We start from the raw sequence: 6,761 nt of genomic DNA on the forward strand, positions 1-6,761 counted from the left end.
AAGAAGGAGCGACGATGAACAACTCTCCGGGCTGGGCCTCGCCCGGATCCACTCCCTCCGACGAGCCGGCCCGCGGCACCCAGGAGCAGCCCGCCCAGGCAGACCCGACCGGCCCGGCCGGGCAGTCCTCCCCGCCGAACTGGTCCAAGGAACAGCCGCCCGCCGGTCAGTGGTCGGCCCCCGCCGGCATCCCCGCTCAGAGCGGCCCGCACGGACGGCCTGACCAGGGCACGCCCGGCGACCGCACCCGAGCCACGGCGCCGGGCTACGGCGGGCCCGGCGGCTGGGGCGGCGCTCCGGGCCCCGGCACGCAGCCTCCCTGGGGCGGCGCCTGGGCCCCGACGCCTCAGGCCGCCAAGCCCGGCGTCATCCCGCTGCGCCCGCTCGCCGTCGGCGAGATACTCGACGGCGCGGTCGCCACCATGCGCGCCCACTGGCGCACCGTTCTCGGCATCTCGCTGATCGTCGCGGTGGTCGCGCAGACCGCCGTCACCGTGGTCACCGGCCTGTGGTTCCAGGACGCCGGCCGCGAGCCCGCCCTGTCGCGCGAAAACCTGCCGCCGCTCCGCGAATCCATGGAACAGCTGGGCAATTCGCTCGCCACCACCGGTATCACCTCGGTGATCGGTCTGCTCGCCACCCTCATCGCCACGGGGCTGCTCACCATGGTCGTGAGCCGGGCCGTCCTGGGCCGCTCGGTGACCGCCGGGGAGGCCTGGCGCGACGCGCGTCCCCAGCTCCCGCGCCTGCTCGGCCTGCTCGTTCTGCTCCCTCTCCTCCTCACAGCCATCCTCGCGATCGGTGTGGCACCCGGCGTCCTCCTCATCGCCTCCGGCTCCGCGAAGGCAGGCCTGCTTCTCACCCTGTTCGGCGGGCTGGCCGCCGCCGTGGTGACACTCTGGCTGTGGGTCCGCTACAGCCTCGCCTCGCCCGCGCTGATGCTGGAGAAGCAGGGCGTCATCACCGCGCTGCGCCGGTCGGCGAAGCTCGTACGGGGCGCCTGGTGGCGAGTGCTGGGCACCCAGCTCCTCACCTACCTCCTGATCGGGATCGTCGAGTTCATCATCCAGATCCCGGCCACCCTCGTCGCCTTCCTGGTCGGTGGCGAGAGCCTCATGGACTGGGCGAACGGCACCAGCAGCACCACCGGCTGGTCGTTCCTGATCGCGCTGGGCGTCGGAGCCGTCATCAGCTCCACCATCACCTTCCCGATCAGCGCCGGCATCACCGCGCTCCTGTACATGGACCAGCGCATCCGCCGCGAGGCACTCGACCTCGAACTCGCCCGCGCCGCAGGGCTCCCCGGCTACGGCGCCGACGTCCCCACCGCCCACCCGGCGGCTCCCGCTCCCGCAGCCTCGACCCCGGCCACGGGCCCGGCCGAGGGTTACGCACCCGCGGCGGCCGCCCCGACCGCCACTGACACACCGGCAGACAGCGCGTCGGCCGGCAGCCCCGCCACGAACAACGCCGCGACAGACGGCTCCGAGACGAGTGGCGCCGGCACGGAGACCACCGAGCCGGGTACCACTCCCCCGGCCACCAAGGACGCCCCGGCCAAGACCACCCCGGCCGAAGGCCCCGGGCAAGACCCTGACAACGCCACTCCGGGAAGCTGATGCGGTGACCACAGGGGGGAACGGGGCCGCGCTCGGACGACTCTTGGCGCGGCCCGACGACGACATACCGGTGCGGACTCCGCGCCTGCCCGCCCGGGAGGCGGCCGAGCGCGAGCTGTCCGATCCGCGGTACCACCAGCACGACCCCAACCCGATCCAGCGTGCCCTCGACTGGCTCTGGCAACGCGTCAACGAACTCTTCAACGCGGCCGCCGACGCCACACCGGGTGGCTGGACCGGGATTCTCGTCATCGCGGCATTCGTCCTGCTGCTCCTGGTCGCCCTCCGGCTTCGGCTCGGGGCGGTGCGCCGCACTCCCACCACCAGCGGCGCGCTGTTCTCCGATGCCCCCCGCACCGCCGCCGCACACCGAGCGGCCGCCGACCGGCACGCCGCCGAAGGCCTCTGGAACCAGGCAATCCAGGACCGCATGCGCGCCCTCGTCCTCGCCCTCGAAGAACGGACCCTGCTCACCCCCGGGCCGGGCCGCACCGCCGACGAGGCGGCCACCGAGGCGGGTTGGGCACTCCCCGCATACGCCGACCGGCTGCATACCGCGGCACGCACTTTTGACGACGTCACATACGGCGGCCGCCCCGGCACGGAACCGGCGTACGCCCTCCTGACCAGCCTCGACACCGACCTGCAACACGCCAAGCCCGACCTGGCCACTACCCCGACCAGGAGCCGCGGATGACCACGGCAGCCCCGGACACCGCCGCGCTCCCGCCCACCGTTCGCAGCCTGTGGACCCGGTCCCGCGGACCGCTGCTCGCCCTCCTGCTGCTCGTCATCAGCGGCATGGTGATCGCGGCTCTTCAGTCCGGCGAACAACACGGGCGGCTCGACCCCCGATCCGCCGACCGGACCGGAAGCCGGGCCCTCGCCCAACTCCAGGCCTCTCACGGGGTTTCCACCCAGGTCGTGACCACCTCCGAGGAAGCCGCCGCGGCGGCCGGCCCCGGCACCACACTCCTCGTCACCCGTCCCGACATGCTGACGCAAGATCAGCTGACGGGGCTGCACACCGCGACCGCCCACACCCCCGGCCGCACCGTTCTCCTCAGCCCCGACTCCTCGTCCCTCGAAACCTTCGCCCCCGGCGTCCGGACGGATTCGCCGGCCGGCCTCTCGGCCCGCCGGCCAGCCTGTTCCCTGCCGGAGGCCCGACGCGCGGGCAACGCCTTCCTGGGCGGCCGCAGTTACACCACGTCCGTCCAAGGCGCCGATCGCTGCTACCTCAGCGGCGACCAGCCCACCCTGCTGCGTCTGCCGGCCTCCCGCACCGGCCGCGACACCGTGCTCCTCGGCTCCCCCGACTTCCTCTACAACCACCGTCTCGCCGAGCACGGCAACGCCTCGCTGGCCCTTCAACTCCTCGGCACGCACAAGCATCTGGTCTGGTACCTCCCCTCCATGAGCGACCCGTCCGCCGCTCAGGAAAACGAGCGCGGCTTCCTCGACCTCATCCCATCCGGCTGGTACTGGGCCCTGCTCCAACTCACCTTTGCCGCCGTCCTCGCGGCCCTGTGGCGCGCCCGTCGCCTAGGCCCGCTGGTATCGGAAAGACTCCCGGTCACCGTCCCTGCGGCCGAGACCACCGAGGGCCACGCCCGCCTCTACGAGCAGGCCAACGCGCGTGACCGGGCCTCGGCCGTGCTGCGCTCCGCGGCCCGCACACGACTCGCCCCCCTCATCGGTGTGGCCCCGACACACGCCCACACCCCCGACATCCTTCTTCCGGCCATTCAGGCCCACTTGGCCTCCGCCCCCGGCGTCGACGCAGACCTTCACCACCTGCTCTTCGGCGCGGCCCCCGCGGACGACAAGGCGCTGGTCCACCTGGCCGACCAACTCGACACACTCGAATCCTCGATCGTTCCCCAAGAGAGGCACGCCCCCCGTGAGCACCCCGACCGCTGACAGCGCCCGAGCCTCCCTGGAGGACCTGCGCACCGAGATAGCCAAGGCCGTTGTAGGCCAGGACCCCGCCGTCACCGGCTTGGTCGTCGCCCTCCTCTGCCGCGGTCACGTGCTCCTCGAAGGTGCTCCCGGAGTCGCCAAAACCCTGCTCGTTCGCGCCCTGTCGGCCGCTCTCGAACTCGACACCAAGCGCGTCCAGTTCACTCCCGACCTGATGCCGAGCGATGTCACCGGCTCGCTGGTCTACGACGCCCGCAGCGCCGAGTTCTCCTTCCAGCCGGGCCCCGTCTTCACCAACCTGCTGCTCGCCGACGAGATCAACCGCACGCCTCCCAAAACCCAGGCGTCCCTGCTCGAAGCGATGGAAGAGCGCCAGGTGACCGTCGACGGCACGGCTCGCCCCCTCCCCGAGCCGTTCCTGGTGGCCGCCACCCAGAACCCCGTGGAGTACGAGGGCACTTACCCGCTCCCCGAGGCCCAGCTCGACCGCTTCCTGCTGAAGCTGACCGTGCCGCTCCCCGCCCGCCATGACGAGATCGACATCCTCACCCGGCACGCGGCCGGCTTCAGCCCCCGCGACCTCGGTGCCGCAGGACTGCGCCCTGTCGCCTCCACCGCCGACCTCGACGCGGCGCGAGACGCGGTCGCCAAGACCGCCGTCTCCCCCGAAGTCACCGGCTATATCGTCGATATCTGCCGTGCCACCCGCGAATCCCCCTCGCTCTCTCTCGGCGTCTCCCCACGAGGCGCCACCGCCCTGCTCTCCACGTCACGAGCCTGGGCCTGGCTTACCGGCCGGGACTATGTCACCCCCGACGACGTCAAGGCGCTCGCTCTTCCCACACTCCGACATCGCGTCCAGCTCCGCCCCGAAGCGGAGATGGAGGGAGTCACCGCAGACTCCGTGATCAACGCCGTACTCGCTCATCTCCCCGTCCCCCGCTGAGACGACACCGTGGCCCTCACCGGACGCACCGCCCTCATCTCCGCATGCGGAGCCCTCTTCGTCGGCTTCGTGCTGCCCAGCTGGCTCGGCATCCTCACCGTCCAACTCGCCCTGCTGATAGCAATTTTGTGCGATCTCGCGCTCGCCGCGCCAGTGCGAAAGCTCCATTTCACCCGAACCGGTGACACAACTGTTCGACTAACAGGCGAAGCCCACACACACCTCACGCTCACCAATCCGAGCCGCCGCACCCTGCGCGCCCAGCTCCGTGACGCCTGGCCCCCGACCTCCTTCCACCCCGGTTCGGACATCCCCGCGTCCCGCCACTCCGTGCGCATCCCCGCCGCCGAACGCCGCCGCCTCACCACCACGCTCCACCCCACCCGGCGCGGTGACCACCACGCGGTCCGCGTCACCGTCCGCTCCTACGGCCCGCTCGGCCTGGCAGCCCGGCAAGGAAGCCACCACGTCCCCTGGACGCTGCGTGTCCTTCCGCCCTTCACCAGCCGCAAACACCTACCCGCCAAGCTCGCCCGGCTCCGCGAACTCGACGGCCGCACCAGCATTCTGACCCGCGGCGAGGGCACCGAGTTCGACAGCCTCCGCGACTACACCCCCGGCGACGACACCCGCTCCATCGACTGGCGCGCCACCGCCCGCCGGCAGAACCTCGCCGTCCGCACCTGGCGCCCTGAGCGCGACCGCCGCATCCTGCTCGTCCTGGAGACCGGCCGTACCTCGGCGGGCCGCGTCGGCGACATCCCCCGCCTCGACGTCTCCATGGACGCAGCCCTGCTGCTCGGCGCCCTGGCCGCCCGCGCCGGTGACCGCGTGGATCTACTCGCCTACGACCGCCGCGTGCGCGCTTCGGTCCAGGGCCGCACGGCCCGTGACCTCCTCCCGGCCTTGACCGACGCCCTGGCTTCCCTCGAATCCGAACTGATCGAGGCGGACGCCCGTGGGCTGGCCGCCACCATCCACCGCCGCACCCCACGCCGGTCCCTGATCGTGCTCTTCACCGGCCTGGACGCGGCCCCCGTGGAGGAAGCCCTCCTGCCCGTCCTTCCCAGCCTCACCCAACGCAACGAACTCATCGTCGCGGCCGTGGCCGACCCCCGCATCGAGGAAATGGCCGCCGGCCGCCACACCCCCCAGGCCGTCTACGCAGCAGCCGCCGCGGAACAAACCCGCGCCGCCCGCCGCCGCACCGCAGACCGCCTACGCCACCACGGCATCACGGTCATCGACTCCACCCCGGCCCATCTGGCCCCCGACCTGGCCGACGCCTACCTCACCCTGAAGTCCTCCGGCCGTCTGTAGGACCGGCGCCGCGTTGTCGCAACCTCCGGATACACCCCGTATCTGGACGTCCCTCGGCCATGCGTTGCAGCTCAGCCTCCGTACGGCAACTGAAGAGCCGAGGCAGTGAGCGCAGCAAACACAGCGCATCCGACGCCGTGCGCTGATCCACCAGGGATTACGGGACGGTGCTTAGGCGGGGACGGCCCCCGCAGACACCTCCGCCGGACAAGTGGCAGGGCAAGGGCACGCCGCACACGGTCGGCGACGACACGCTACTGGGCGCGAGCAACAGCTCAAGGCCGTACGAGGAGCCCGGGGAGAACACTCCTAAGGAATGCCAAGGAAGATCTGCCACCGGGAGAGGCCGTCAGCAACGCCTCTCTGCCGGTACCCGACCAAGCTGACCAAGCCGGGCCCACAAACAACCCCACCCAGCAATCAGTCGATTTCGGTTCCGCCGGAAACGCGAAAAAGCCCCCCGGGAACTTTCGTTCCCGAGGGGCTCTCTCAAAAATTGTTCGGCGGCGTCCTACTCTCCCACAGGGTCCCCCCTGCAGTACCATCGGCGCTGAAAGGCTTAGCTTCCGGGTTCGGAATGTAACCGGGCGTTTCCCTAACGCAATGACCACCGAAACACTATGAAGATGACAACCCGGCATAATCACAGGTCGTTACTTCAGAACCTACACAGTGGACGCGAGCAACTGAGGACAAGCCCTCGGCCTATTAGTACCAGTCAACTCCACCCGTTACCGGGCTTCCATATCTGGCCTATCAACCCAGTCGTCTACTGGGAGCCTTAACCAATCAAGTTGGTGGGAGCCCTCATCTCGAAGCAGGCTTCCCGCTTAGATGCTTTCAGCGGTTATCCTTTCCGAACGTAGCCAACCAGCCATGCCCTTGGCAGGACAACTGGCACACCAGAGGTTCGTCCGTCCCGGTCCTCTCGTACTAGGGACAGCCCTTCTCAA

Annotated in this window: 5 protein-coding genes and 2 rRNA genes; 5 read left to right on the top strand and 2 right to left on the bottom strand. The window is 70.5% G+C overall.

The window, feature by feature from the left end; all coding sequences use genetic code 11:
- Positions 1-14: 14 nt before the first annotated feature.
- The 5 genes from TU31_RS17585 to TU31_RS17605 are packed head-to-tail and all read left to right on the top strand — an operon-like array spanning position 15 to position 5,808.
- Complete coding sequence (locus TU31_RS17585; protein ID WP_042155337.1) at positions 15-1,619, top strand: DUF7847 domain-containing protein; 1,605 nt, start codon at positions 15-17, stop codon at positions 1,617-1,619.
- 4 nt (positions 1,620-1,623) lie between these two features.
- Positions 1,624-2,316: a DUF4129 domain-containing protein gene (locus TU31_RS17590; protein WP_042155338.1), complete on the top strand. Its 693-nt coding sequence runs from the start codon at positions 1,624-1,626 to the stop codon at positions 2,314-2,316.
- Positions 2,313-3,542 carry a DUF4350 domain-containing protein gene (locus TU31_RS17595; protein ID WP_042155340.1) on the top strand — a complete coding sequence of 410 codons (1,230 nt, stop codon included), beginning with the start codon at positions 2,313-2,315 and terminating at the stop codon, positions 3,540-3,542. Before TU31_RS17590 ends, TU31_RS17595 begins: the two co-directional genes overlap by 4 nt.
- Positions 3,523-4,488: an AAA family ATPase gene (locus TU31_RS17600; protein WP_042155342.1), complete on the top strand. Its 966-nt coding sequence runs from the start codon at positions 3,523-3,525 to the stop codon at positions 4,486-4,488. The genes TU31_RS17595 and TU31_RS17600 overlap by 20 nt, the downstream gene beginning before the upstream one ends.
- A gap of 9 nt (positions 4,489-4,497) precedes the next feature.
- Complete coding sequence (locus TU31_RS17605; RefSeq protein ID WP_042155344.1) at positions 4,498-5,808, top strand: DUF58 domain-containing protein; 1,311 nt, start codon at positions 4,498-4,500, stop codon at positions 5,806-5,808.
- A 498-nt stretch (positions 5,809-6,306) separates the two neighbouring features.
- Here the strand turns inward: TU31_RS17605 and rrf are convergent.
- Positions 6,307-6,423: ribosomal RNA gene (gene rrf / locus TU31_RS17615) — 5S ribosomal RNA — on the bottom strand.
- Between the two features lie 73 nt (positions 6,424-6,496).
- Positions 6,497-6,761, bottom strand: a 23S ribosomal RNA gene (locus TU31_RS17620); the annotation flags it as partial.

Origin of the sequence: Streptomyces lydicamycinicus, assembly GCF_000829715.2 — a bacterium.
Lineage (GTDB): Bacteria > Actinomycetota > Actinomycetes > Streptomycetales > Streptomycetaceae > Streptomyces > Streptomyces lydicamycinicus.

Excerpts from the sequence above, each read along its gene's own strand:
- TU31_RS17585 (WP_042155337.1), top strand. The coding sequence starts at position 15 with ATGAACAACTCTCCGGGCTGGGCCTCGCCCGGATCCACTCCCTCCGAC.
- TU31_RS17595 (WP_042155340.1), top strand. The coding sequence starts at position 2,313 with ATGACCACGGCAGCCCCGGACACCGCCGCGCTCCCGCCCACCGTTCGC.